Source organism: Variovorax sp. P4_D9 (genome assembly GCF_056401695.1).
The window spans coordinates 1-571 of record NZ_JBFUIU010001740.1; the positions used below are offsets into that span (position 1 = coordinate 1).

Consider the following 571-nt stretch of genomic DNA (forward strand, 5'->3'; position numbering starts at 1 on the left):
AGATATGGGCGTGTTGACCGGCGGCCAAGTGATCTCCAACGAGCTTGGACTGACGCTGGCCAAGGCCACACCCGACCACCTCGGGCGCGCCCGCCGCGTCGTGATCGACAAGGAAAGCACCACCCTCATTGGCGGCGCCGGAGACACGCAGGCCATTCGCGAACGCGCGGCGGCCATCCGCAAGGAACGCGAGACGCTGACCAGCGAATACGACCGCAAGCAATTGGACGATCGCATCGCCAAGCTGTCCGGCGGCGTCGCGGTGGTCAAGGTCGGCGCCGCGACCGAGACCGAGCTGAAGGAACGCAAGCTCCGCGTGGAAGACGCTCTGCATGCGACCCGCGCGGCCGTCGAGGAAGGCATCGTGCCGGGAGGCGGCGTCGCCTTGCTGCGCGCGCGACGTGCGCTGAAGGATTCGGACGCATCGAACCTCGACCAGCTCTCGGGCATCCGGATCGTGCAGCGCGCGCTCGAAGAGCCTCTGCGCCAGATCGTGCTGAATGCCGCCGAAGAGCCCTCCATCGTGCTTCAGCGGGTCGACGAATCGGCCCAGCGGAGTCATGGCTACAAC

General features: G+C 67.1%; 1 protein-coding gene. It reads left to right on the forward strand.

What is annotated here, in order from left to right; translation table 11 throughout:
• On the forward strand, positions 1-571 hold a 571-nt coding region (locus AC1DY5_RS58085; RefSeq protein ID WP_478123106.1), incomplete at both ends, for a TCP-1/cpn60 chaperonin family protein.